Annotated in this window: 24 protein-coding genes and 1 riboswitch; of the genes, 13 read left to right on the forward strand and 11 right to left on the reverse strand. The window is 36.7% G+C overall.

Features of this window, described 5'->3' with window-relative positions:
- Positions 1-227: 227 nt before the first annotated feature.
- Positions 228-917, forward strand: coding sequence for a response regulator transcription factor (locus LI241_RS13375; RefSeq protein ID WP_196029870.1), 690 nt, complete (start codon positions 228-230; stop codon positions 915-917).
- The gene (locus tag LI241_RS13380; protein WP_017144734.1) at positions 910-2,241 is read left to right on the forward strand and encodes a HAMP domain-containing sensor histidine kinase; all 1,332 of its coding nucleotides are present in this window, start codon (positions 910-912) and stop codon (positions 2,239-2,241) included. Before LI241_RS13375 ends, LI241_RS13380 begins: the two co-directional genes overlap by 8 nt.
- Positions 2,242-2,549: 308 nt before the next feature.
- Here the strand turns inward: LI241_RS13380 and LI241_RS13385 are convergent, their stop codons facing one another.
- Entirely contained in the window at positions 2,550-3,326 is a 777-nt protein-coding gene (locus LI241_RS13385; protein WP_008690273.1) for a Cof-type HAD-IIB family hydrolase, read from the reverse strand.
- 186 nt (positions 3,327-3,512) lie between these two features.
- Here LI241_RS13385 and glmU point away from each other — a divergent pair, with 186 nt between their 5' ends.
- The 3 genes from glmU to LI241_RS13400 are packed head-to-tail and all read left to right on the forward strand — an operon-like array spanning position 3,513 to position 6,220.
- Positions 3,513-4,868, forward strand: coding sequence for a bifunctional UDP-N-acetylglucosamine diphosphorylase/glucosamine-1-phosphate N-acetyltransferase GlmU (gene glmU / locus LI241_RS13390; RefSeq protein WP_008690274.1), 1,356 nt, complete (start codon positions 3,513-3,515; stop codon positions 4,866-4,868).
- 17 nt (positions 4,869-4,885) lie between these two features.
- Complete coding sequence (locus tag LI241_RS13395) at positions 4,886-5,839, forward strand: ribose-phosphate pyrophosphokinase (protein ID WP_008690275.1); 954 nt, start codon at positions 4,886-4,888, stop codon at positions 5,837-5,839.
- A gap of 24 nt (positions 5,840-5,863) precedes the next feature.
- On the forward strand, positions 5,864-6,220 hold the full coding sequence (locus tag LI241_RS13400; RefSeq protein WP_008690277.1) for a DUF1622 domain-containing protein: 357 nt from the start codon (positions 5,864-5,866) through the stop codon (positions 6,218-6,220).
- Positions 6,221-6,534: 314 nt separating this feature from the next.
- Here the strand turns inward: LI241_RS13400 and LI241_RS13405 are convergent, their stop codons facing one another.
- Positions 6,535-7,311 carry a hypothetical protein gene (locus LI241_RS13405; RefSeq protein WP_008690278.1) on the reverse strand — a complete coding sequence of 259 codons (777 nt, stop codon included), beginning with the start codon at positions 7,309-7,311 and terminating at the stop codon, positions 6,535-6,537.
- A 224-nt stretch (positions 7,312-7,535) separates the two neighbouring features.
- Between LI241_RS13405 and LI241_RS13410 the strand changes: the two genes are divergently transcribed.
- Positions 7,536-8,282 (forward strand): polysaccharide deacetylase family protein, encoded by a 747-nt coding sequence (locus LI241_RS13410; RefSeq protein WP_008690279.1) that lies wholly within the window; start codon positions 7,536-7,538, stop codon positions 8,280-8,282.
- A 240-nt stretch (positions 8,283-8,522) separates the two neighbouring features.
- Here LI241_RS13410 and LI241_RS13415 read toward each other — a convergent pair whose 3' ends face one another.
- Positions 8,523-10,025, reverse strand: coding sequence for an LCP family protein (locus tag LI241_RS13415; protein WP_227151364.1), 1,503 nt, complete (start codon positions 10,023-10,025; stop codon positions 8,523-8,525).
- A 310-nt stretch (positions 10,026-10,335) separates the two neighbouring features.
- Here LI241_RS13415 and mnmE point away from each other — a divergent pair, with 310 nt between their 5' ends.
- Together mnmE and LI241_RS13425 are read left to right on the forward strand one after the other, a co-directional pair.
- Positions 10,336-11,667 carry a tRNA uridine-5-carboxymethylaminomethyl(34) synthesis GTPase MnmE gene (gene mnmE / locus LI241_RS13420; protein ID WP_008690281.1) on the forward strand — a complete coding sequence of 444 codons (1,332 nt, stop codon included), beginning with the start codon at positions 10,336-10,338 and terminating at the stop codon, positions 11,665-11,667.
- Positions 11,668-11,729: 62 nt separating this feature from the next.
- Positions 11,730-12,512 carry a TatD family hydrolase gene (locus tag LI241_RS13425; RefSeq protein ID WP_008690282.1) on the forward strand — a complete coding sequence of 261 codons (783 nt, stop codon included), beginning with the start codon at positions 11,730-11,732 and terminating at the stop codon, positions 12,510-12,512.
- Positions 12,513-12,625: 113 nt separating this feature from the next.
- Here the strand turns inward: LI241_RS13425 and LI241_RS13430 are convergent, their stop codons facing one another.
- The 7 genes from LI241_RS13430 to LI241_RS13460 form a co-directional block, all read right to left on the reverse strand.
- Positions 12,626-13,366 (reverse strand): helix-turn-helix domain-containing protein, encoded by a 741-nt coding sequence (locus LI241_RS13430; RefSeq protein WP_008690283.1) that lies wholly within the window; start codon positions 13,364-13,366, stop codon positions 12,626-12,628.
- 196 nt (positions 13,367-13,562) lie between these two features.
- A complete protein-coding gene (locus LI241_RS13435) occupies positions 13,563-13,934 on the reverse strand; it encodes a metal-dependent transcriptional regulator (RefSeq protein WP_008690284.1) in 372 nt (123 codons plus the stop codon).
- A gap of 40 nt (positions 13,935-13,974) precedes the next feature.
- Entirely contained in the window at positions 13,975-14,337 is a 363-nt protein-coding gene (locus LI241_RS13440; protein WP_008690286.1) for an arsenate reductase family protein, read from the reverse strand.
- A gap of 65 nt (positions 14,338-14,402) precedes the next feature.
- The gene (locus LI241_RS13445; RefSeq protein WP_008690288.1) at positions 14,403-15,056 is read right to left on the reverse strand and encodes a membrane protein; all 654 of its coding nucleotides are present in this window, start codon (positions 15,054-15,056) and stop codon (positions 14,403-14,405) included.
- A gap of 219 nt (positions 15,057-15,275) precedes the next feature.
- Positions 15,276-15,698, reverse strand: a complete 423-nt coding sequence (locus LI241_RS13450; RefSeq protein WP_008690289.1) for a hypothetical protein — start codon at positions 15,696-15,698, stop codon at positions 15,276-15,278.
- Positions 15,679-16,347 carry a hypothetical protein gene (locus LI241_RS13455; RefSeq protein ID WP_008690290.1) on the reverse strand — a complete coding sequence of 223 codons (669 nt, stop codon included), beginning with the start codon at positions 16,345-16,347 and terminating at the stop codon, positions 15,679-15,681. The genes LI241_RS13450 and LI241_RS13455 overlap by 20 nt, the downstream gene beginning before the upstream one ends.
- A 61-nt stretch (positions 16,348-16,408) precedes the next feature.
- A complete protein-coding gene (locus LI241_RS13460) occupies positions 16,409-16,741 on the reverse strand; it encodes a PadR family transcriptional regulator (RefSeq protein WP_008690291.1) in 333 nt (110 codons plus the stop codon).
- A gap of 288 nt (positions 16,742-17,029) precedes the next feature.
- Positions 17,030-17,131, forward strand: a riboswitch (purine riboswitch).
- 179 nt (positions 17,132-17,310) lie between these two features.
- Here LI241_RS13460 and purE point away from each other — a divergent pair.
- The 5 genes from purE to purH all read left to right on the forward strand — a co-directional run bounded on the left by purE (position 17,311) and on the right by purH (position 24,769).
- Positions 17,311-17,811, forward strand: a complete 501-nt coding sequence (gene purE / locus LI241_RS13465) for a 5-(carboxyamino)imidazole ribonucleotide mutase (RefSeq protein ID WP_008690292.1) — start codon at positions 17,311-17,313, stop codon at positions 17,809-17,811.
- A gap of 15 nt (positions 17,812-17,826) precedes the next feature.
- Complete coding sequence (locus LI241_RS13470) at positions 17,827-21,522, forward strand: phosphoribosylformylglycinamidine synthase (RefSeq protein ID WP_008690293.1); 3,696 nt, start codon at positions 17,827-17,829, stop codon at positions 21,520-21,522.
- Positions 21,523-21,608: 86 nt separating this feature from the next.
- Positions 21,609-22,640: a phosphoribosylformylglycinamidine cyclo-ligase gene (gene purM, locus LI241_RS13475; RefSeq protein WP_008690294.1), complete on the forward strand. Its 1,032-nt coding sequence runs from the start codon at positions 21,609-21,611 to the stop codon at positions 22,638-22,640.
- Positions 22,634-23,218, forward strand: a complete 585-nt coding sequence (purN, locus tag LI241_RS13480; protein ID WP_008690295.1) for a phosphoribosylglycinamide formyltransferase — start codon at positions 22,634-22,636, stop codon at positions 23,216-23,218. Before purM ends, purN begins: the two co-directional genes overlap by 7 nt.
- 18 nt (positions 23,219-23,236) lie before the next feature.
- Positions 23,237-24,769, forward strand: a complete 1,533-nt coding sequence (gene purH, locus LI241_RS13485; RefSeq protein ID WP_008690296.1) for a bifunctional phosphoribosylaminoimidazolecarboxamide formyltransferase/IMP cyclohydrolase — start codon at positions 23,237-23,239, stop codon at positions 24,767-24,769.
- 260 nt (positions 24,770-25,029) lie between these two features.
- On the opposite strand, the gene LI241_RS13490 is transcribed toward purH, so the two are convergent.
- The gene (locus LI241_RS13490) at positions 25,030-25,275 is read right to left on the reverse strand and encodes a helix-turn-helix domain-containing protein (protein WP_008690297.1); all 246 of its coding nucleotides are present in this window, start codon (positions 25,273-25,275) and stop codon (positions 25,030-25,032) included.
- Positions 25,276-25,405 lie beyond the last annotated feature (130 nt).

The raw sequence follows: 25,405 nt of genomic DNA on the forward strand, positions 1-25,405 counted from the left end.
GAAGATAGACCTAGATATGTGAGGTTTACCACAAAAGCAAAATGCCCGTAGAGCCCATAAAATAAGGCTTTGCGGACATTTAAGAAGATATAAAAAGATAGTTAAAAAGACATATATAATTTCATATAAATGTTATATAATGAAGACGAAAACATTGTATAGAAAGGATGCGTATATTGTAAGGATGACTGCTTAGGTGAGTTCATTACAATATACCAGGTGATGGTATGGCATATAATGTCCTGATCGTAGATGATAATAAAGAAATCCGAGAAGTGGTCAATGTACTATTAAGTAATGAAGGATATATTGTGAATGAAGCTGACAATGGTGCAGAAGCTATTACAAAATGCGAAGCACAGGATCTTATTATCTTAGATATCATGATGCCCGGTATGGATGGTTTTAAGACATGTCGACGTATCCGTGAATTAACCAATGTACCTATCTTATTTCTTACGGCAAAGACTTTAGATCAAGATAAAGAAGACGGCTTTAACAGTGGTGGCGATGATTATCTTATTAAACCATTTTCCTATAGCGAGCTTTTATCTCGTGTAAATGCTCTTATACGTCGTTTTTATGTATATCGCGGAAAAAGTAATATTGAGGAAAGTAATATTATAGAACGTAATGATTTGAAAGTGGATCAAAATAGTAATCGTGTATGGGTTGGTGATGAAGAAGTAAATCTTACCGAGATAGAGTATCGTATCTTGCAATTACTGATTACCAATCCTAAGTGCGTCTTTTCTAATAAAGAATTATACGAAAGCATATGGGATGAATCCTATTTATATACTGCCAATAACACGATCATGGTACATATACGGAATTTAAGGAAAAAATTATTAGTTGATCCTTCCAATCCTAAGTATATACGTACTATTTGGGGAAAGGGGTATCGCTTTGATTAGAAAAACACGAATATCCAGATTAAGTATCAAACTGGTTATGATAGTGTTAATTTCTTTTGTGGCCAGTGCTTTATTATTTGCTATTTTGTTCATGAACCGTTATCGCGTTTTTCATTTCATTATTGATGAAACAGCCTTAACAAAATCAACAGCTGAATCGGTAGCTCAATTGCAAACTACGATTACCAAGAAACATATATCAAAAAATGATCAGAAACGCATCCGTGAAGAAATGAAAGAATATCGCCATCTTACGATGCAGCTATATGATTCTGAAGGGGTCTATTATACGGATCATGCCAGTCCTTTGGAAAAGGATGTATACATAGAAACATCTTCTTTTCTATTAACGTTATATTATCCACAATATGAAGATTATACATTAAAATTTTATGATGGTACATATAATTTGACCGTGTATTCTTATCAAGGTGTTTGGTTTATGGAGCTGTATGTAATAGGTGCTATTGTGCTTTGTGTGATGCTATTTCTATTACTGATCATGCGCTATATCCGCCGTAAAATAAATTACATCCTAAAAATAGGGGATGAAATGAAGCTGATAGAAAGTGGAGATTTCCAACATCCAATTCTTTATGAAGGTAAAGATGAATTAACAGATCTAGCAATTCAATTGAACCAATTGCGTTCTGTATTAGATGAAAACATGCGAAGTGAAAAAGAAGCAAAACAAGCAAATCAAGATTTGGTTACAGCGATGAGTCATGATTTACGTACGCCATTGACCTCCCTCCTTGGTTATCTTGATATTCTTGACATGAAAATATATAAGAATGAAGAAGAGCGTTCGGAATATATTCGTAAGTGTAAAATAAAGGCTGATCAAATTAAAGATATGTCTGATCGTTTATTTACGCATTTCCTAATCTATGCACAGGATGAGAATATCCAATTGCAGCTGATGGATCAAGATCAGGTAAATGTGATGCTCGAGGCCTTTGGCAATGAATTGATTGACAGTGGTTTTGAGATTCAGCTGCTTATTGACGCAAAACCATTTAAGATTATGGCTGAAACGAGTTTGTTAAAAAGAATATTCGATAATTTATTATCAAATATCCGCAAATATGGGTCATCACAAGTGGAAATAAGTTTACGCTGTGAAGAAAAGCAGTTATGCATGTGTATTAAAAATGATAAGAAAGAGGATATTTCAAAAGAAGAAAGTTCTCATATCGGATTAAAGAGTGTACGAAAAATGCTGTCTTACATGAATGCTACTTTAGTGATTCAGGAGGTAGAAGACATTTTTATAGTACAGCTTGTGTTCCCTTTATCAATGGATGGTTTACCAAAAGCATGAGATGATGAATGAGGATCCTTTATATGGAAATGTTAGTATCAGATGAAATACATTCCTATCGGCTTTTGGAAATCTTATACAACTAGGATATGAAGTGAATAAAGAAAAAGAATCATCAGCAAGTTCTAAGCATGAGATTACTTGAAAGAGATAATATTCAAACCTATTTCAGTAAATCATTGCGTGAATGAATTGCCAAGGATTCTTTTTTTGTATCATGTTTCACCGTGATGTGATCATTAGAATATTATCATAAATAGCATAAGAAAACAGTTACTACTTAAAATTAAGGCTTACTTGAATTAAAATTACAAAAAATGTAAGGAAGTTAATGCTTGCAGGATACCATCTTCACTAACCTTTGTCGTTACATAATCAGCGATTGCTTTTACATCTTCATGAGCATTTCCCATAGCAATGCCTATGGCAGCATGTGTCAACATTTCTACATCGTTTAAACTATCCCCAAAGGCAATGTAGGAATCCATTTGCAGATGTTTTAACAAGTATTGGATGCCTTTATATTTATGATAATCTTTTAATACGATGTCGGCATACGTGGATAATCCGGGAATAATATGTATACCATCAATTTCATGATAAGATGCATAATCGTATTGTAAGGGACCGTAAGCGATCATCATGATGACAGGTTGTCCATCATAAGGCTTAACTTCTGGAACAAGTTCTTTAAAAAAATCCAATGCCTGATAAACCAGCTCATTAGGCGCAGCAGTAAGATATTCACCTTCTCCATGAATTATCAATATAGGATTTTGTTGGGCATGTGCCACCTGCATACACTTTTCAACACTCGCTTGAGGAATACAGGCGAGATGTAAGATTTCTTGTTTTTTATTAAAGATTGCCTGACCATTGTTACATAAGAAAAAATCCCAATCAATTAAGGAAGCAAAACCGCCATTCTTCAATGATGGCAAAGAACGTCCTGTTGATATTCCCAGTAAATGCCCTTGTTTATGCAGCTGTTGTAAGGCTGTGATTGTAGAAAGGGGAATTTGATGGGTTTCTGTATCAATGAGTGTACCATCAACATCAAAAAGAAATAGCATTTTATCGTTCATAAATTTATCAACCTGCCTTATGTCTACATGGTATCATAGGTTAAGGAACATTGCCACATTTAATCTTCATGGTGAAGTACACATTCGTAAACATATGGAAAACAACGGAAATTGGGTAGGAAATAGGCGATATACCTTTTTTTTACTTGGCTTTTTTGATAAAATAGGAATGGAGGTAATTTTTTTATGAAATCTGCAATAGTATTAGCGGCTGGTAAAGGTACCAGAATGAAATCCTCACTATGTAAAGTCATGCATCCGGTGTTAAATAAACCGATGATCGGACATATTATCGCGGCATTAAGGGCTGCCGAGGTTGATCGAATCATTGTTGTTGTCGGACATGGAGCAAATAGCGTCAAGGAGTATTTACAAGATGACGTAGAATATGCATTACAGGAACCGCAGTTGGGTACCGGGCATGCTGTCATGCAAGCTAAGGCATTAGCTGAAGAAGACGGCGATACCATTATCGTAAATGGGGATGGACCTTGTATTCAGAAAGAAACAATTCTGAAAGCATTTGCGGCGAATCAAAACTATGCATGTACCGTATTGACTAGCGTATTAGCGGATGGTGAGCGTTATGGACGTATAGTACGTAATCGTGATGGTATGGTTGAAAAAATCGTTGAAGCAAAAGATTGCAGTGCTGAGGAATTAGCCATTAAAGAAATCAATACTGGAATTTTCTGTTTCAAGACCAGCAAGCTGTTTGATGGTTTAAAAGAAATCACCACCAACAATGCCCAGAATGAGTATTATTTAACAGATCTGGTAGAAATTTTTCATAAGCATAATGAAAAGGTAAATGCGATGATCGTAGATGATGCAGAGGAAACCATGGGTGTGAATGATCGTGTTGATTTAGCAAAAGCCAATAGCTGGATGAAAAAGCACATTAATCATAAACACATGTTAAATGGTGTGACCATTCTGGATCCAGACAACACCTATATTGATGCTGATGTGGAAATCGGAGAGGATACAACGATTTATCCCAATGTGCATCTACAGGGAAACACTAAGATAGGTTCCCATGTGACAATTTTACCGAATTCTTTCTTGCGCAATGCGCTTATTGAAGATGGTGTGACCATTGATAGCAGCAAAATTGTTGAAAGTAAGGTAGGGGCTAAGACAACAATCGGTCCTATGTCACATTTAAGAAACAATACGGAAATTGGTGAGAATTGTCGTATTGGAAATTTTGTGGAATTTAAAAACTCACACTTTGGCAATGGAAGTAAATGTGCGCACTTAACGTATGTGGGAGACAGTGATGTTGGCGAGCGTGTCAACTTTGGCTGTGGTGTTGTGACCGTCAATTACGATGGTAAGAACAAATATCGCACGACGATTAAAGATGGTGCATTTATTGGCAGCAATTGTAATCTGATTGCGCCTGTGACCATTGGCGAAAACGCTTTGCTTGCGGCAGGTTCTACAATTACTGATTCAGTAGATGATGGTGATATGGGAATTGCCCGCTCTCGTCAGTCCATAAAGAAAGGTTATGGATCAAAGTATAAGAACAAATAGGAAAGGAATAGGGAACAATGGAAAACAAAACAGTAGTATTTGCGTTAACATCCAGTGTGGGTCTGGCAAATGAAATCGTCAGTCAACTGGGTATTCCTCTGGGACAGTGTGATGTAAAACACTTCTCCGATGGAGAAATCATGGTTGAACTTGGGGAATCTGTACGTGGTAAGAATGTCTTTATCGTACAGTCTACCTGCGCACCGGTTTCCAGTAACATCATGGAGGTGTTGATTGCTATTGATGCCTGCAAACGTGCCAGCGCCGGACATATTTCTGTCGTAATGCCATACTTTGGCTATGCACGTCAGGATCGTAAGGCAAAACCAAGACAGCCAATCACCTCAAAGTTAGTTGCTGATTTACTTGAAAGAGCAGGAGCTAACCGTGTAATAACAATGGAACTTCATGCTACACAGATTCAGGGATTCTTCGATATTCCGGCGGATGATATTTCAGCAATACCAATCATCGGTAAATATTTCAAGGAATTAAATCTGCAGGATGTAGTTGTTGTATCTCCGGACCATGGAGGAACTACGCGTGCGCGTAAGTTAGCGGAGATTCTGCATGCACCATTGGCTATTATCGATAAACGTCGTCCAAAACCAAATGTGGCAGAAGCGATGAATATCATTGGTGATGTAAATGGTAAGGTTGCCATCATGGTAGATGACATTGTAGATACTGCCGGAACATTAACAGCAGGTATTAACATGTTGTATGAAAAGGGTGCTACCGCTGTATACGCATCTTGTGTACATGGGGTATTAAGCGGACCAGCAATTGATCGTTTAAAAGCAAGTAATTTAGCAGGTTTCATCTGTACAAATACAATTGCACAAGATGAAAAAGCTGCTCAGTATCCAGAAATGAAAGTATTATCTGTTGGACCGGTACTTGGTGATGTCATTAAGGCAATTGAAGAAAACCGCCCGGTAAGTCCAATTGTTTCCCGTTACGCTGAATAAAAAAATACATAGAAAGGAATTTATATGCTGGAACATATCGTTGCACAATTCCTGCCAGAAATTATTTCTTTACTGGAACTGATTGGGATTGCAGTAATCACCTTCGGTTCGGTTAAGGCTTTCTATCATTATAGTAAGGCTTTTCTGACAAAGAAACGATACCCGATACGTATCGAATTAGCAAATGCTCTGGCATTGGGACTGGAATTTAAGATGGGAGCCGAAATTTTAAAGACGGTTCTTGTCCGCAGTCTAAATGAAATCCTCATTTTAGGTGCGATCATTCTTCTAAGAGCACTGTTGTCATTGATGATTCATTTTGAAATCAAGGCAGAACAGCAACATGGCTCTCCTGAAGAGGCATCTCCTAACAATTATTAAATATCATAAAATATTTATTAAAAAAGAGTCAAGGCATATACGAATGTATTCTCACAAATGAAGTGGCAAATGTGAGAGATACCGTGTAGTGTCACGACTCTTTTCTTATATAAGTCTTTATAAAGGATATTTTATTGCTTTTCTATTCTTATAACTTATTAAACTTTATTTCATAATTTAACATACTTCTTTATAATTCATTAAACTTATTTGTAAATCATCGAAATTTTCTTTATAATTCAACAAACTTCATTATAATTCATTAAACTTTTCTTGATAACTCATGGTACTTAGCTTTTTAAGAAACGTATGTTCTATTTATCGTTTGTATGAAAAATGGTGTGAATAAAATGTTTAGGCCCATGTCGATAAAGCAATAAGATACCATCTTTTCCTATATCATGATAAACATCATCAAAATAAAACATACCGGCTACTGCCGTGAATTGATTCCAAAAGTCACTATGTAATGCTTTATGCAATACGGTATGCTGCAAAGCTTTATTTTCAATTGTAATAGCTTGTGCCAACATGCCAAATGCTTTTTCTTTGTGAGGCTCATAGCGGACATCTTGAAATTTATACTCTTTACAATTGCGATTCCAGGCTAACCAATTAGCCAGCCCATGAGTAAATGTCATATCATCTAGCATGTCAAGATAATGGTGAGTTGACAAAGGGTAACGATGACGTATACAAAGCTTGGTTATTTCCAAAGTGATATAATTTTGCATGATATAAGTCATTTGAGAGAGGATTCTTGTATAATCAGCAATATGAATCAGATCTAAAATGATAACGTTATGCTTGAAAACTTCGGTACGCATTGGGGCTGAGGTACTTCCGACAACCGGTATGATGGTTAATGAAGCAAGAAGCTCATCCATATCGGAAAATAAGCTTAACCAGATATCTTGATTAAATACCGGGAATTCCTCGACAATCGTTTCCAGTTCACTTAATAATGCGGAAACGACATCTTTACGTTTGCTATCTGGTTGTTGAAAGCCAGATACATAGGAATATCCGCTGCTTTGTTCCATAGGTAAATCATGTAAAAAGGCATGAATAAGAGATGAATCAATTTGCATACTATCCCTCCTTGTCTTTTATTTTACTATAGAAATGTAATTTCAGAAAGGAAGAAACATTATAATTCTTTGAATTCACAAGAAAGTACATCAGAGTAGAATCTGCTGAGGTATTTAAATTATGCATGGCATTACATTCGGTAAGTCGAGGCAGTTTACGAAAAGAATCTGCCATCGCAAATAAAGTTAACACCTCGGGGAACAATAACTCATGAGGTGATTGTATGGATAAGCAATTAGCAAAGCGTGTGTTTTTGTGTTGTTGTGGTTTTTTGCTAGTAATTGCGATGATGGCATCCGTCTTGCCATCTGCTGAATTGATTAAGGTAAGCAGCGAGAAGAAAAAAGTGATGTATCTTACCTTTGATGATGGTCCAAGTCAGAATACGCAAGAAATATTAGATATTCTAGATCGTTTCCATGTGAAAGCAACCTTTTTCGTAACAGCAGAAAGCCCAGATCATATAAATATGATTAAAGAAGAGGTGAAAAGAGGCCATGCGATAGGAGTTCATACATATGCACATGACTATAAAACAATTTATACAAGTGTAGATGGTTATTTTAAAGATGTTGAAAAAATGAACGATATCATTGAGAAACAAACAGGTAAAAGGACAAAAATTCTACGTTTTCCAGGTGGTGTCAGTAATACAGTCTCACGGAAATATGCCTCTAAGATTATGAGTAAATTAGCTAAAAAAGTTGAGGAACATGGGTATCACTATTATGACTGGAATGCTTCGAATGGCGATGGAAATTGTTATACAAGCGTGGATTCTTTGATAAACACAGGGCTAAAAGAAGTAAGAAATCAGGATACGGTCATGATGCTTATGCATGATGGAGGTGCCAATAAAGCTACTGTTGAGGCTTTGCCTACGCTGTTAAACAGTTATATACAACAAGGCTTTGAATTCCGGATCATCGATGATACAACGCCGGTTTTTCATCATCATATTGCAAATTAAAGGCAAATTCATTACACGATGGAAGAAAAAAAGAAGAAGGTTGCAGGTTATGGATACTGAATGAAATCATATCCAACAGGTTTACAAACTTCTTCTTTTCTATTGAGATTACTTTATTCTTTAAGATAAGATTACTTCCTTCATTTGAAAGATAAGAACTATCGCTACTAATAATTGGGATACGTCATGATGTCTTTTCGAAGAAACGATAAAGACGAAACTTCCCTATAACAGATAGTATTATCCGGCTTTTGAAACAAGCTCATTTTGATGATCAATATCTGCTTGTGTAATGGTTTCACCTTTATCTATCTTTTTAATTAACTTAATAGCATTCGTTACACAGGCTTCATTTGGTACCATAACATAGGCATTAAATCCATTAGCCGGTGTCCACTTGGTTGCGCCGCGGCCACTCACTTGAATTTGCTTGATATCCCAGCCACTCATATCATTCAACTGTGCTTTTACAAATGCTGTCATTTCACTTTGTGACATATTTGTCTGGAAGCTGCCGCTTACAGCACTCATAATACCTGTATAGTTTGTGATAATCGTAGGGGATAAGGCTTTGTTGATAATAGCTGTCAAAGCGCGCATTTGATTACGGCTACGTTCACGATCACCGTCAGCTAATGAATAACGTTCACGAACAAAGCCAAGGGCTGCTTCACCACTCAAATTATTCTCGTCGACATTGATTTGATATCCGTTATTTGTCGTAAAGGCAAATGGAGAATTTACTGTGATACCACCTAATGCATCGACAATATTAATTAAACTTGAGAAATTTACACGTGCATAATAATTTAATTTGATATCCATAAAGTTCTCAACTGATTTTAAAGTACAATCAACACCAAAGATACCTGTATGGGTCAATTTATCAAGCTGATTATCTTGACATACCTGAGGAATATAGAAATCACGAGGTACACCGGTCATTAAAATCTGATGTGTTTTAGGGTTAATAGATACGATCATATTAACATCGGAACGCGATACAGTAGCGATAGAACCATACGTATCAATACCAGTGATATACACATTAAAAGGATCTTCGGTAACGTCAACACCTTTTGCCAATGCTTTTGATTTGGTCTCATATCGGTATTCTTTAATGACACGTGTCTTTTTATTAAAATCAGAGTGTTCTTCTTCAAACATCCCGCGAGAACCTTCGTTAACTAAGATTGCGTCCACATTTCCATTGTATAAGTCATCACCATATTTCTTATAAGAAGAATAGCTAATGGTAACTGGCTTAGATCCTAAATCTTTTTCAATATCTGTCAATGCCTTATTTTGGGTTTCCGAATCACCAATAGAGATTGTGCCAAGTTTCTTATCCTTTAAGTCATTGATTTCTTTCATTTTGCTATCTTTCATAACAACAACGGATAGGATAGATACATCGGTATCACTACCTGTCATTTTTGAGAAAGCATCACTTGTTTTAAATATATACCAATTACCTACAGCTAATAATAAGGAAAGAATAACGATGAGAACTTTTCCTAAAGCTCGGTTAAATCGATTTACTCTTTTACCCATCTGTAAATAATACATTGCCAATAATAGTAACAGAAGCAATACAGCAAGTATCATAAAATATTTCATAGGAATCAGATTAATTGTAAATGCTTGAACGATAAATGCTAAAGTAAGTACGGCATATATCAATATGAAATAAAATTCAGGCTTTTTATAGAACGCCTTTTTATTCGTGCTTTTTTTTGCCATGTTTTCAGCCCTTTCTTGTAATGATAAGCATATTTATTATACCTGTTTTCAAGCGTTTTTACTACATAAAATTCTTACGTTTCATTAAGCACTAAGAAATGGTAACAAAACAGAAATGCCGCTTTTACAAAAATAGGATGCTTGAAAGAAAAGTGTAGTGTATATCAGCTATGCGTTATTTTCTTGTTTTTCCCAAAGCATCTACAAAAGCATACAATTTATGCGTTATCTGCGAAAAAGATGGTAAACGAATAGGAAAAATGGTGATATACATGATACAATATACGTTAGAAACGGCAGGTGTTTATACATGTTACAAGATACCATTGCGGCAATTTCAACAGCAGCTGTAGATGGCGCCATCTCGATCATACGAATGAGTGGTGATGCGGCCATTCAAATTGTTGATTCCTTATGTTCGATCGATCTGACATCAAAAAAAAGTCATACAATCAGTTATGGTTTTATCCTAGACCCTATTACAAAAGAGGAAATTGATGAGGTGTTAGTATCGGTTTTTCGTGCTCCTAAAACATTTACAAGAGAGGATATCGTAGAGATCAATTGCCATGGCGGCCGTTATGTGACAAAAAAGATTCTGCAACTTTGTCTGATGCAGGGGGCACGCTTAGCAGAGCCGGGAGAATTCACGCGCAGAGCATTTTTAAATGGCCGAATTGATTTGACACAGGCAGAAGCTATTAACGATATGATTCTTGCGGATTCTAATGAGAGTCGGAAATTAGCAATGCATGGGATTCGCGGAAGTGTAAAAAAATTATTAGAGCCATTCATTAAAAATATTTTAGATATTATCGCGAATATAGAAGTGAATATCGATTACCCTGAATATGATGATGTTGAGATGTTGAGCAATGAAGTGATACTTCCTAAGATTCAAAAATGGCTTTCACAAATTGATCAATTATTAGAACGTGCTGAAAGTGGACAAATGATGAAAGAAGGTATCAAAACAGCGATTATCGGAAAACCAAATGTTGGGAAAAGCAGCTTGTTAAATGCCCTTCTGGAAGAAGATAAAGCAATTGTTACCGAAATAGCAGGAACCACCAGAGATATTGTGGAAGGTCATATTCACTTGGGTGGTTTGACTTTGAATTTGATAGATACAGCGGGAATTCGTGAAACAGAAGATGTTGTTGAAAAAATCGGTATCGAAAGAAGTATGAAAGCTATCGAAGATGCACAATTAATTATTTTAGTTTTAGATGCCAGTCGTCCATTGGATGAAGAAGATCAGCAACTGATGCAAATGACTGAAAATAAGACAAGAATTATTGTATATAATAAAAAAGATCTTAATCAACATATAGAAGGCATATGCATTTCTGCTCAACATCATGAAATTGAACCGTTAATACATGAAGTACATCGATTATTTGACAGTCATAAAATTGTTATAGAAGAGCCCGTATTAGCGAATGAACGACAAATATCACAAATGATGAAAGCCAAAAAAAGTATGCTGTCAGCTGTTGATGCGATTGCGATGGGACTTGAACTTGATGTGGTAGAAATCGATATACAGGAAGCTTATACGGCATTAAAAGAAATATTAGGAGAAGTACATCGAGAAGATTTATTAGACACATTATTTGCTAATTTCTGTTTAGGTAAGTAAATATAGGATGGTTTTTAATCGACTGGTTACAGAAGCAGATTCTTAAAAAGAAGGTGAAAAGTATGGACTATACATTAACAGATACTCATTGTCATATCACATGTGATGATCTATTTGAACGCATTGATGATGTGATTGAAAATGCAAAAAGGCATCATGTAGGAAGAATGCTGATTGTTTGTACGAATTTTAAAGAATTTGAACGTGCAAAAAGTTTAAAAAAGCAACATCCTGCAATCTTTGATATTGCGTTAGGCTTTCATCCCAATGATCTATATAAATTTGAAGAAAAAGATTATGTACGATTGGAAAGCTTATTACAGCATCATGAGTTGTGTGCACTTGGTGAAATAGGTTTGGATTATCATTGGGATGACGTAAAAAGAGAAGATCAGATAAAAGGCTTTATACGTCAGCTTGAAATGGCGAAAAAATACCACATTCCGATTCTTATACATATGCGAGAAGCCACAAAGGACACGCTTGACATCTTGAAAGAACACAGACCTTTACAAGGAATTTTCCACTGTTACAGCGGAAGTTATGAGACAGCTGTTGAGGCAATGAAATTAGGCTTTTATATTTCCTATGGCGGACCATTGACATTTAAAAATTCAAGAGGAGCTCCAGAGGTTGCTGAAAAACTTTCTGTAGACAGATTGTTTGTTGAAACAGACAGCCCATATCTTACACCGCATCCACATCGCGGCAAACAAAATGAGCCGATGTATGTTGAAGTAACCTTTCAACGCTTATGTGAAATAAAGGGTATGAGTGAAGCTGAGTTGGCTGAGCAATTAGAAAGAAATTATCAAAGGTTATTTTATAATACATTGCGGTTATAGGAACTTTGAAAAACAAAAAAGATAAGAAGATTTTATTTATTAGATAAATACTATTTTCTTATCTTTATTTTATATTGACAATGGAAAGTTTAAAGGTATTTCTACTCTTTATATCATTCATACTTTTTACCTATATAATATATAGCAAGTATTAAGCTACAAAAAAGAAAGGTTAGTAAAACGCCCTGTATGTTGCTTGTAACTGTTGAACCATATAATTTTATACATATACCGTGGATGAGAATGAATACATCAGCAGATAGCAGTGCCCAACTCTTAATTGTGGTACAGATATATGGCCAATTCCCATTATGGAAAGATAAACCGGTACAATGTATTCTGAAAATACCATGCATAACATAATGAATCTTATTTGAATCGTAATAGGAAGGTAATACCTTTGGGGTAAGAAAACAAAAATATCCTCCTAATAATAAGATGATAACACTAGTAGTTATGCTGCTTTGTAAGTCTGATATCGAGATATCTGCCATAGTAAACATGATAATTTCAAAGAAAAAGATGATGATGCATAGGAAATATGCGATGATCCAATGTTTTCGATGCCGTTGTAGCGTGTGATAGATGACGTGATCGTATGCATGAATATCGCATGGCTTCAAGGATTCGATATTCTGATGCTCACCTTTTAGTAGTTCAGTAACAGTGAAATCAAATAAATTTGCTAGGGGCATAAGCAAGGGTATGCTGGGCATGCTTACTCCACGCTCCCATTTACTTACGGTTTTATCTGATACATACAACTTGTCAGCTAAATCTTTTTGTGTAAGCTTTTTTGCTTTTCTTAATTCACTTATATACGAACCGACTTTTTCATTATTTATCTGATCCATACATACACCTCCTGGCTATATCTTACAGTGTCATGCTTTTATAATCAATCGACTGTTAGTAGAGTTATGAAAAAGATGTAGATCATGATGGATAAAGAATCTGTACAAGGTATTCATATAAGGGTTATGCGGCTGATTATAAAAAAGTCATAAAAAAACTGAAGGAAGTCAGCAATGATGTTGATGTTTCTTCAGCTTATTTCGCATATTTGTTTTTAAAATCCATCAGTTTTTGAAAGGTCTCCTCACTGATGACATGTTCAATGTGACAGGCATCCTCATCAGCATTTTCAGCACTGACACCAAGTACATCTTGTAAAAAACCGCTGATGGTTTCATGACGCAAATAAATACTTTTTGCCAAATCTCTTCCGGCATCGGTGAGATGAATATCTCCATAGCTTTCTTGTAAGACATACCCTTTTTCTTTTAACACATTCATGGCTTTGTTTACACTGGGTTTGGATACATGCATGCGACTTGCGACATCCACACAGCGAATTTTTCCGGTTTCTTCCAATATCAGCAATGTTTCTAAATAATCTTCTAAAGATTCCCCTAATTTCATGCAATCACCTCAATATACTTTCTTTAAATATATCATAAAATCAAGACTGTGAACATAAGTTTGTGTAATTCTCTTCTTTAAAGCCAACAAGAACAACTTGCTCTGTTACAAGAAGCGGACGTTTGATTAACATGCCATGCTCACTCAGCAATTTCAATTGTTCTTCCTCGCTCATCAAAGGAAGACGTTCTTTCATATGTAGTTCTTTGTATAAATTACCACTGGTATTAAAGAATTTTTTCAAGGGAAGTCCACTGCGCTTCCACCATGCGGTTAACTCTTCAACACTTGGGGTATCTTCCACAATGTGTCGCGCTTCTACTTCGACACCAAGGGATAGTAAGTGCTTTTTCGCTTTTTGACATGTGGAGCATTTCGGATATTCAATAAATAAGACTTTCATAATAGCCACCTCACTTAGCAATATCATAGGGGAAATTTGCCGGAATTGCAATCTTTCTGCCTATATCATAAGCCTTTATATTTCTTAAATTGTTTGCGGCATAGTATATGATAGAAAATTGAAATAGCACCTATGACACATAAGATGATACATAGCGCTAAGAAAGAGATGGTGATAGTTCCGGTATAGTGTGTATTTGCCCAAAGCATGATACCTATATAGCAAACAGCATAAATAATTATATAGATGATCCAACTATATTCTTTAAAACGCAAAACAGTGCGGCCTTGTGCAAAATCAGCTAATAAAATGGCAGCAGATACGGCAAGAGCGGTACAGAAATCATTTACAGTAAAGGTAAATGTATAGTGTGTGAAAGAAATAGATGTCGTATCATCAAGACCTATCAAAGACAAAAGCAAGATCATGATAAAGAAGATGAAGATAGCACCGGAAAAGATGTATAATAAACGCAAAATATGTTCTAGCATGGTTTCTTTTACAGCATTTTCGCTGATTTGATTGCAGAACTCTTCAAGATCACCGAAAGCTTCTTCTGTTGGGATGTCACGTTGTTGATTATCCAAGGCTAAGGCGAGCACATCGTCAAGAATATCACGGAATACAGTATTGCTGATATGACGAGAGGATAAATTACGAGCAATCTTTGTATATACTTTTTTATAATCGTGGTGCAGATCTTTTACTTTATTTTTCATAAAGACACCTCCGTTTTTATGCTGCTTCTTTATAGGAAAAGTAATTCTTATGCTGTGTATGAAAGTACAGGTATAACAAAATAGGTGTTAAGAGAATACATATGCCAATAAAAACTATAGGAATTATAATAGAATGAGGCAAATAAGGCGATAACATAGGAGGCATTATACAAATTAGTAAAGCATAGAGGGGTATCATAATGGCGTAACGACCAAATTCTAAACGAAAGGATAAACGGTTGATTTGGTCATAGGGATACCTATAAATGTCAAAATATAGCGTATAAGTTCATCTGCAGTAAAACGTATCTCACCATGGTTATTGAAGATTCCGATTAGGAAAAGAAGTGTGATAAAAATGCATAGCAGTCCGCCATATAAACCTACTTTTTCTATCGTTGTTTCTTTTACGGCATTGCGGGAAATCTCATCACAGAACTGTTGGTAATCTCCAAAAACTTCTTTAGGCTTTAAATTGCGCTGTTGATTATCCAAAGCCATCACAAGAATATCTTCTAGAATGTCATACAAAACCAAACGATTAATATGCTTGCTAGTTAAATAATCTTTCATTAAATGGAAGGTTGTTAGATAATCGCTATTAAGACCACGCTCATCTAATTTATTTTTGTAAAATATCATTCTCACCTCCTGATGTACTCTTGTAGTTAAGAAACTGTTGATAATGCTTATGCCGCAGCCAGTAAGACAAACTTAGCATGATTACACAAATGAAACAAATACAACCAATAAATAATAAAGGAATATGCATCTTAGCTGGCAGGAGATAAGGAGCTATTAAATACATACCGCCATCAATAACAATAAAGCCTATAATTATGATAAGAATACGCATTTTAGGTAGATGGAAAGCATATCTTTGATAGATATACATAACTAAAGTTATCATTAAGAAATCTGTGAAGTACATACAGAAGTCTGCTCTGTCATAAAGCAGATAGCCAAGTTGTAGGGTCGTTTGTAAGGAAAAAAGTAATTCTTTTAAGAAGCTTAAACTAAATAACATAAGAAAGGCACCTAGGTATAAAGAAATTGTTTCTAACTTTGTTTCCGCAATGGCATTTTTTGATACCTCATCACAGAAACTTTCATAATCGCCAAAGGTTTCATGTGGTGAAGCTCCACGCAGTTGTCCTTCTTCGGCGATTGCTAAAATGTCTGCTAAGATATCTTTACGAATGAGTTTGTTTATGTTTTTTGTATATAGATACTCACACATTGTTTGATAAACTTTACGATATTCCTTGTTTAAGTTTCCTGTATCTTTCATCGTGTTCACTCCTTTCGATTATGCTCTTGTACCACCTGCATAAACATTATGCATTATATTATTACGTATCTTTTCTATCATCGAATAATACATGCATGGTATGTTCTAGAATTTGCCAATTTTCGTAAAATTCAGCTAAATACATTTTGCCTGCTTCTGTAATCTGATAATACTTACGTTTAGGACCTAGCGGTGATGCTTTTTTCTCAGCCTTGATATAATGTTGTTTTTCTAAGCGCAATAATATGGGATACAAGGTACCTTCACTGACATCTATCCAGCCGGCTTCTTTCATGCCCATTAAAATCTCATAGCCATATGTTGTTTGCTTTTCGATAATCTTGAGAATACATCCTTCCAGACTCCCACGCATCAGCTGTGTTTTGTCATACATGCAATCACCTCTACTTTGTTACACAAGGTACTTCCTTCAACTACATTGTAACACAAAGTAGCATAGACGCAAGAAGGTATTAAAAAATTAAGATATTTTCAGAAATTAATGAACGAGGATATCAAACTACTTATGTAGCAAGGGGACACAGGCTTTGTTTTTATCTGTTATTTTTAGCAACCGTTTCTATGCTATATTGAATACAGGTAAAAATGATAATAAACCTGTATAAATATATGTAAAAATTAAGAAAACCTATTGTAATACCATAGGAAGTTTAGTAAAATAATCATGTATTGACAATATGCTTGTATATACTCCATAATATGGATGGAGAGTTTCTAGCCGTGAGCCGTAAATTCACGGGCTACAAGCAAACAATTACTTTTTCTTTTTGTTCGAGACGTACTTGTTTGCTTGGCAGGCAGGTACGTCTTTATATTTTTATAGGAGGTCTTACTTATGGTCTTAAGAAGATGCACTATATTAATTACACAATTCAACGGTTTTTAGTGTACATATTAAGAGATGCTTGATATGTATTTTTTATTTCTAAGGAGGAAAAGCAAATGAGTGAAAAGAAACCTATCGTCAGTATTTTAATGGGAAGTCGCAGTGATCTTCCTACTATGGAAGCTTGTTTCAATCAGCTGAAGGAATTCGATATCCCCTTTGAAGCACATGCTTTATCAGCACATCGTACACCAAATGAAGTTATCGCGTTGGCAGAAGGCGCAAAGAAACGCGGTATTAAGGTTATTATCGCTGCTGCCGGTGGAGCTGCACACTTAGGTGGTGTGATTGCTAGTTCTACGACATTACCAGTGATTGGTGTTCCTATTCAGACAAGTGCATTAGGTGGTATGGACTCTTTGTTGAGTACCGTGCAAATGCCTGGTGGAATTCCTGTCGCAACTGTCGCAATCGGTAAAGCCGGTGCAAAAAATGCCGCTATCTTAGCAGCGCAGATGATTGCCTTGAGCGATGATGAAATGGCTGAAAAAATGGAAGCCTTTAAGAAAGCAATGGCTGAAAAAGTTATCAAAGATTCCGTAATTGAAGTGGAATAATATGAGGAGAAGAAGATGAACTATCGTGTGTATGTGAAGAAGAAAGAAGCTTTTCGTGTAGAAGCAGATTCTTTATTTCATGAATTAAAACAGAATTTGAATTTATCTGATGTACATGGTATTGAACTTTACAATGTCTATGATGTTTTCAATGGCGATGACCATGATATGGAATTGTTAAAGGATAAGGTATTATCAGAAAAAGTAACAGATGAAGTATTTGATGAAATCGCATTGGAAGGAAAGACATACATTGCTTATGAATGTCTGCCTGGACAATATGATCAGCGGGCTGATAGCGCACAGCAGTGTTTGATGCTGTTGAATAATAAGCAGGATGTTGTTATCAAAAGTGGAAAGATCGTTATTCTGGATGGCAGTGTAAGTGAAGAAGAACTTATCGCCATTAAGAACTATCTTATCAACCCTGTGGAAATGAGAGAAAAGGATCTTTCTGTTTTAATCAATGAAGAAGATGTTGAAATCGAAGCTGTTCCGGTTTTAGAAGGTTTCTGTGCTTTGGATGAAGCAGGCTTAGAAGCACTTCGTCAGGAACATGGCTTAGCTATGACCTTGGCAGATATTGCCCATGTGCAGAAGTATTTCAAAGAAGAAGAACAGCGTGATCTGACTTTAACGGAATTAAAGGTATTGGATACGTATTGGTCTGATCATTGTCGTCATACAACATTTGAAACAATCTTACAGAATGTGACCTTTGATGCCGGTTCTTTACAGGATAGCATCCAGAAGGCATATGAAACTTATTTGCATTTACGTGAAGAGGTACATGGGAATAAGAAAGTTATGACCTTGATGGATATGGCAACCATTGCCGGTAAATATTTGCGTAAGAATGGTAAATTGGAAGACATGGAAGTCAGTGATGAAATCAATGCCTGCTCCATTGAAATCACGGTGGATGTAGATGGTGAAGATCAGCAGTGGCTGTTGATGTTTAAGAACGAAACGCATAACCATCCAACGGAAATTGAACCATTTGGTGGCGCATCCACTTGTATCGGTGGTGCCATCCGTGACCCATTGTCAGGAAGAAGCTATGTCTATCAGGCAATGCGTATTACCGGTGCCGGTGATATTACAAAAGATATTAAGGAAGCTTTACCAAATAAATTGCCACAATCCCGTATTTCTAAGGGAGCGGCTGCCGGATATTCTTCTTATGGAAACCAGATTGGTTTAGCAACCACATATGTAAAAGAAATTTATAATGATGGCTATGTCGCAAAACGTATGGAAGTTGGTGCAGTCGTTGGAGCAGCACCGAAAGAAAATGTTGTGCGTAAAAAACCAAATGCCGGTGACATCGTTGTCTTGATTGGTGGAGCTACCGGACGTGATGGTGTCGGTGGAGCTACCGGTTCCAGTAAGGAACACAATGACACCTCTTTAACGAAATGTTCCAGTGAGGTTCAAAAAGGAAATGCACCGATTGAACGTAAGCTGCAGCGCTTGTTCCGTAATCCAAAGGCGACACGTTTGATTAAGAAAGCCAATGACTTTGGGGCCGGCGGTGTCAGTGTTGCCGTTGGTGAATTAGCCGATGGTTTACAAATTGATTTGGATAAAGTGCCAGTAAAATACAGCGGTTTATCTGGTACTGAGTTGGCAATTTCTGAATCACAGGAACGGATGGCTGTATTAATTGAAGAAAAAGACTTTGATGAGTTTAAACAATATGCCTATGAAGAAAATCTTGATGCCTGCATCGTCGCCGTGGTAACCGAAGAACCACGCTTGGTAATGCAGTTCCAGGGTAAGGAAATCGTGAATATGTCACGTGCTTTCCTGGATACCAATGGTGTACGTGGCTTACAGGATGTTCTTGTGAAAGAAGGCTTAACAACAAAAGATCCATTCCACAGTAGTGTGAAAAGCATTGAAGAAGACTTACAGCAGCCAAATGTTGCTTCTCAGATTGGCTTGGCTGAAATGTTTGATGCTTCCATCGGTAAGTCTACTGTTTTAATGCCATTTGGCGGTAAGTATCAATTAACTGAAACAGAAGGCAGCGTACAGAAATTGCCTGTCTTTGGTTTCACAAATACGGCAAGCATCATGACACATGGATATCATCCTGAGGTATCTTTATACTCTCCTTATTTAGGAGCTAGCTATTCTGTCGTAGAAGCCCTGGCAAGAGTGACCGCGTTAGGTGGTAATTATGCTACTTGTCGTTTAACCAATCAAGAATACTTTGAACGTTTACATACAGACCCTGAAAAATGGGGCAAACCTATGCAGGCACTGCTTGGTTTGATTGAGGCAGAAATGGCTTTTGAAACACCGGCAATCGGTGGTAAGGATTCCATGTCCGGAACCTTTAATGATATCAGTGTGCCACCTACCTTGATTACCTTTGCCGTCACAACCGAAAAGACAGACAATATCATTTCCAGTGAATGCAAAGCAGCAGGTCATAACCTGTATCTGGTAAAACACACACCAAAAGCAAACAAGACTCCGGATTATGAACAGTTAAAGAAAAACTTTGCCCTTGTGCGTAAGCATATCTTAAATAAAGATATCGTAGCTGCTGCTACCGTGAAATTTGGAGGTATTGCCGAAACTTTATGTAAGATGAGCTTTGGTAATAAGATTGGTATCGATGTTGTGACGAATGAACCTGTTTTTGATATCAGCATTGGTTCTATCATCGTTGAAAGTGATAAGGTAATCGAAGATGATGCCTTCATCCTGTTAGGTACAACAACCGATACAAACAGTATTCGTATCAATGAGGAACGTATCAACATTGATGATGCTATCGCTGTTTGGTGCAAGCGTTATGATAAGATTTATCCAATGAGTGTTGATCATGATGGAAAACGTGTGGATACACCTACCTATACAAGCACAGAACATAAGAAAGCAAGCAAGACGTATGACAAACCGAAAGTTATCATTCCGGTTTTCCCTGGTCAAAACTGTGAATATGACACGAAACAGCAGTTTGAACGTGCCGGTGCCGAAGTTGAAATCTATGTCTTCAACAATCTGAATGTTACGAGCATTGAACGCAGTTTGAAAGAATTAAGTGAAAAAATTGCCCATGCGCAGATCTTAATGTTAGTTGGCGGTTTCTCCAGCGGTGATGAACCTGATGGCAGTGGTAAGTTTATTGCGAATGTCTTAAGCAATCCATTGGTAAATGAAGCAGTTCAGACATTGTTAAGCAACGATGGTCTGATTCTTGGTATCTGTAATGGATTCCAGGCATTGATCAAGAGTGGCTTATTGCCATATGGCAATATTGAAGGGCTGAATGAAGCTTCTCCTACCTTGTTCCGTAACAACATCAACCGCCATGTTTCACATATTGCGACAACGAAAGTTACCAGCAATAAATCTCCTTGGCTGTCTAGCTTTACACCAAATGACTGCCATAGCATTGCCATGTCACATGGAGAAGGTAAGTTTGTGGTAAGCGAAGAAGTTGCCAAAGAATTGTTTGAAAACGGACAGGTTGCGACACAATATGTTGATTTAGAGGGTAATCCAACTATGGATGGCACGTATAATATCAACGGTTCTTACTATGCCATTGAGGGTATTACCTCTAAGGATGGTCGTATCTTAGGTAAGATGGGACATAGTGAACGTTATGAAGATGGACTGTTTAAGAATATTGATGGTAATAAACTACAGAACATCTTTGAAAACGGTGTGAACTACTTTAAAAATAAATAAGAAGGAATGAAAAAGATAGCAATGCCTGTGTACACATCCTCAGGCATCGCTATCATGTATAGGATATACAGAAAGGTAAAGAGAATATGAGTGATAAGTATAGAGAAGCCGGTGTCAATCTGGAAGCTGGCTATGAATCCGTAAGATTGATTAAAAGTCATGTGGCACGTACAAAGGTAAAAGGTGCGATTGATTCTATCGGCGCCTTTGGCGGTATGTTTGATTTATCCATGTTAAATATGAAAGAGCCGGTTTTGGTTTCCGGTACAGATGGTGTTGGTACCAAGTTGATGATTGCTTTTGCGATGGATAAGCATGATACCGTTGGTATTGATGCAGTCGCAATGTGTGTAAATGATGTTTTGGTACAAGGAGCTGCGCCAATCTTCTTCTTAGATTATTTGGCAGTGGGCAAGAATGAGCCAACGAAGATCGAGCAATTGGTAAAAGGTGTAGCGGATGGCTGTGTACAAGCAGAATGTGCTTTGATTGGCGGCGAAACAGCAGAAATGCCGGATATGTATGATGTACAACATTACGATATTGCCGGTTTCTGTGTGGGTGCTGTAGATAAATGTAATCTATTAGATGGCCAGAAGATTGAAAAAGGCAATGTGTTGATTGGCTTACCAAGCTCCGGTGTACATTCAAATGGGTTCTCTTTGATTCGCAAGGTTTTATTAAAGGATGCGAAATTAGATTTACATAAGCGTTATGAAGAATTAGGTAATGAAAAACTAGGTGATGTTTTATTAACCCCTACTAAGATTTATGTCAAAGCTATTAAACACCTGCTAGGCAAGGTGGATATCAAAGGCATGAGTCATATTACCGGCGGCGGTTTCTATGAAAATGTACCAAGAATGTTAAAGGATGGACAGGGTGTTTCTATCGATTTAACGACATATCCACATAAACCAATCTTTGATTTCATTGCGAAGACAGGGGATATTCCTATGAAGGAAATGTGCAATGTCTTCAACATGGGTATTGGCTTTATGATGGCTGTGGATAAAGCAGATGTAGAAAAGGTACAAAGCCTGTTACAAGAAATCGGCGAAGAATCTTATGTCATCGGTGAAGTAACCGATAGTGGAAGTGTGGATTTAACATGGTAAACATTGCGATATTTGCCAGTGGCAATGGTTCTAACTTTGAGAATCTTGTCAACGAAATAAACAATGGACATATCGATAATGCCGTTTGTAAGGTATTGATTATCGATAAGGAACAAGCATATGCCAAAGAGCGTGCAGCGCGTTTAGGTATCCCATGTGTCTATGTGAATCCTAAGGGCTATGGCGGTAAAGAAGGCTATGAAACAGAAATCATGAAAACCTTAGAGAGCTATGAGGTTGAATTGATTGTTCTAGCAGGCTATATGCGTTTTATTGGCAAGGTGCTGTTAAGCAACTATCCAAATCGCATCATCAATCTGCATCCGGCATATTTACCTGCCTTCCCCGGTGCGCATAGCATTCAAGATGCTTTTGAAGCAAAGGTATCTTATACAGGGGTTACCGTGCATTATGTAGATGAAGGTGTCGATACAGGGGAAATCATTCATCAGGAAAAGATCATGATTGATCCATCCTGGGATCTGGAAACCTTAGAAGAACATGTGCATGCGAAGGAATATGATATGTTTCCACGTGTAGTAAAGACAGTTTGTGAACGTATGGAAGAACATAAATAAAGAAAGAGCGGTGTTATTATGAAACGAGCATTAGTAAGTGTATCTGACAAAACAAATCTGATTGAATTCGTATCCGGATTAAAAGAATTAGGTTATGAAATTATATCTACCGGTGGTACAAAGAAGGCTTTGGATAATGCCGGTTTAGATACCATTGGTATCTCAGAGGTTACCGGTTTTCCGGAAATCATGGATGGTCGTGTAAAAACATTACATCCAAAGGTACATGGAGCGTTATTGTGTGTACGTGATAATCCGGAGCATGTTCGTCAGATTCAGGAATTAGGTATTGATTATATTGATTTGGTTTGTGTAAACTTGTATCCATTCAAACAAACCGTACAAAAACCAGGTGTAACGCATGAAGAAATCATTGAAAACATTGATATCGGTGGACCTAGTATGCTGCGTAGTGCATCTAAGAACTATCGCTATATCCCAGTGATCGTAGATCCTAGTGATTATGCAATGGTATTAAATGAACTGCGTGAAAACGGTGAAACCCGTCCGGATACCAGAGAACTTTTAGCAGCGAAAGTATTCCGTCATACAGCAGCCTATGATGCGATGATTGCGGAATATCTGACAAATAAAACGGGTGAAAAATATCCTGAAAAATTAACGATTACCTTCGATAAAGTACAAGATCTTCGTTATGGGGAAAATCCTCATCAAAGTGCTGCCTTCTATAAAGGTATGAAACCTTCTTACTCCTTGGCAAATGCCAAACAGCTGCATGGTAAGGAATTATCCTACAACAACATTCAGGATGGCAATGCAGCGATTGAAATCTTAAAGGATTTTGAAGGACAGTGTGCGGTTGTTGGATTGAAACATATGAATCCATGTGGAGTAGGTATCGGTGCTACCTTGGAAGAAGCATGGGATAAGGCTTATGAAGCAGATCCAATTTCCATCTTCGGTGGTATCGTGGCAATGAATGAGCCGGTCAATGTAGCTGTTGCGGAAAAACTGGCAAACATTTTCTTGGAAATTATCATTGCGCCTTACTTTGAACCGGCAGCATTTGAAATCTTATCAAAGAAAAAGAATATCCGTCTGATGGAATTAGATACAACCTTAGAGGTAACAACAAAATATAAATATACGAATGTTAACGATGGCTTATTGGTACAGGATATTGATGACCATAAGCTGAAAGAAGAAGATTTGCGTTGTGTAACAAACCGTAAGCCTACCGAAGAAGAAATGAAACAATTGTTATTCGCATGGAAGGTTGTAAAGCATGTGAAATCCAATGCCATCGTATTGGTCAAGGATAACATGACAATTGGGGTTGGTGCCGGTCAGATGAATCGTGTCGGTGCGGCAAAGATTGCCATTGAGCAGGCAGGTGAAAAAGCCAAAGGTTCTGTTATGAGCAGTGATGCTTTCTTCCCTATGCCGGATACAGTAGAAGAAGCAGTGAAAGCAGGGGTAACAGCCATTATTCAACCAGGTGGTTCTATCAAGGATCAGCTGTCCATTGATGTGTGTAATGAGCATGACATTACGATGGTGTATACCGGAGTGCGTCACTTTAAACACTAAGATAGGAACATAAGAATGACAAAAGAAGATTGGATATTCAGCACTTTCGTTGCTCATATGCAATCTTCTTTTTTTAACAGCTTTGCTTCATTACTATCTTTATATGATCTAACTATGCAAAGCATTTGCATAGCTTATAAACTACGATTTCTCAAAAATCTACAGTATGAAAAAAGCGTTATGTTCTTTATCCATCTATGTAATACTTCAGCAACGAAAAGGATGCTATCATAAAAAAACAGACAGCTTGTGCCGTCTGTTTATGAACCGATTTCAGGTTCTAAGTTTTCAAAAAGTGGATCATCAAAAAATTCTATTATCGTGATGGATAAGCCATCACATATTTTTTTAATTGTAGATATCGTTGGATTTTTACTTTTTCCAAACTTAATATTATTTAATGTTGATTGTGTGATACCACATGTTGTGCTAAGACCATTTAAGGTGATTTCGTTTGTTTTGCATAATTGCAAGATACGTTTACAGCTTGCTTCTCCTATTGTCATAAATATCGCCCCTTTATACTATTTATTTTACTTAGATATACTACAAAAGGTTAACTACATTGGGTTATTATGATACTTTTGTTTACTTTTTATATCCATATAGATGTAAAGATACAATTTACATATCGCA

Origin of the sequence: Longicatena sp. 210702-DFI.1.196, from assembly GCF_020563125.1 — a bacterium.
Lineage (GTDB): Bacteria > Bacillota_I > Bacilli_A > Erysipelotrichales > Erysipelotrichaceae > Longicatena > Longicatena caecimuris.